The organism is Pseudomonas meliae, assembly GCF_001400515.1.
GTDB lineage: Bacteria > Pseudomonadota > Gammaproteobacteria > Pseudomonadales > Pseudomonadaceae > Aquipseudomonas > Aquipseudomonas amygdali.
Genome location: NZ_LJQT01000152.1, coordinates 2,689 through 4,036 on the forward strand (window position 1 = coordinate 2,689; position 1,348 = coordinate 4,036).

General features: G+C 61.9%; 2 protein-coding genes. Both read left to right on the forward strand.

Going from position 1 to position 1,348, the window contains the following annotated elements:
• Positions 1-621 (forward strand): 6-phosphogluconolactonase (gene pgl, locus ALO64_RS06720; protein ID WP_235804979.1); only part of this gene is annotated, 621 nt, incomplete at its 5' end.
• A 17-nt stretch (positions 622-638) separates the two neighbouring features.
• The gene (locus tag ALO64_RS06725) at positions 639-1,313 is read left to right on the forward strand and encodes a bifunctional 4-hydroxy-2-oxoglutarate aldolase/2-dehydro-3-deoxy-phosphogluconate aldolase (RefSeq protein ID WP_002552327.1); all 675 of its coding nucleotides are present in this window, start codon (positions 639-641) and stop codon (positions 1,311-1,313) included.
• The last annotated feature ends 35 nt before the right edge of the window (positions 1,314-1,348 follow it).

A 1,348-nucleotide genomic window follows, 5' to 3' on the forward strand; every position in this document is an offset into this window, starting at 1 on the left:
GCCGAGCGCCTGAAGCAGGCAATTGGCGAAAACGGTCTGGCGACCCTGGTGGTGTCCGGTGGTCGCAGTCCTGTGGCCTTTTTCAAGAGCCTGGCCGTGCAGCCGCTGGACTGGTCGAAAGTAGTCATCAGCCTGGCTGACGAGCGTTTCGTGCCGACCGAGCATGCCGACAGCAATGCGGGCCTGCTGCAGCGCCACTTGCTGCATGGTCCTGTGGCGGAGGCGAAGTTTCTGGGGTTGTACAGCGTGGCGGGCAGTGTCGAGGAGGCAGCGCTGGCTGCCGATCAGGCGCTGGCCGAACTGCCACCGATTGATGTATTGATTCTGGGCATGGGCGACGACGGGCATACCGCGTCGCTGTTCCCTGGTAGCCCGAACCTGAAAGAAGCCCTTGATCTGCAAGATGAGCGCCGCTGCCTGCCGATGCTCGCACCGAGTGTGCCGCATCAGCGCCTGACCCTGACCCGCCGCCTGTTGGCGTCGGCACGTTCGCCGATCCTGTCGGTGTCCGGCCAGGCCAAACTCGACACCCTGCGCACCGCGCTGGCGGGCGATGACCTCGCCGAGATGCCGGTGCGTGCGTTTCTCAACCCGTCTCTCGAGATTTACTGGTGCCCATAAGCAAAGGAAACGTCGCCATGACACAGAACGAAAATAATCAGCCGCTCATCAGCATGGCGAACAAGATTGCCCAGATTGACGAACTCTGCGCCAAGGCAAAGATTCTGCCGGTCATCACCATTGCCCGTGACCAGGATGTGCTGCCTCTGGCCGATGCTCTGGCCGCTGGCGGCATGACTGCACTGGAAGTTACGCTGCGCTCGGCGTTCGGTCTGAGCGCCATCCGTATTCTGCGTGAGCAGCGCCCGGAGCTGTGTGTGGGCGCCGGCACCATTCTGGACCGCAAGATGCTGGCGGACGCCGAGGCGGCAGGTTCGCAGTTCATTGTGACCCCTGGTAGCACGCAAGACCTGCTGCAAGCCGCAGTCGACAGCCCGCTGCCCCTTTTGCCGGGCGTCAGCAGTGCTTCGGAAATCATGATCGGTTATGCCATGGGCTATCGCCGCTTCAAGCTGTTTCCGGCCGAGATCAGCGGCGGTGTGGCGGCAATCAAAGCCCTGGGCGGACCTTTCAATGAGGTGCGTTTCTGCCCGACTGGCGGCGTCAACGAGCAGAACCTGAAGAGCTACATGGCCTTGCCCAACGTCATGTGCGTGGGCGGGACCTGGATGATTGATAACGCCTGGGTCAAGAATGGCGACTGGGGCCGCATACAGGAAGCCACTGCGCAGGCAATGGCGTTGTTTGACTGATTTTCAGGATTTCGGAGTCAGCCCCTTTGCGGCTG

Bases quoted from the DNA above. Each gene is read 5' to 3' on its own strand.
- ALO64_RS06725 (WP_002552327.1), top strand. From the start codon at position 639: ATGACACAGAACGAAAATAATCAGCCGCTCATCAGCATGGCGAACAAG.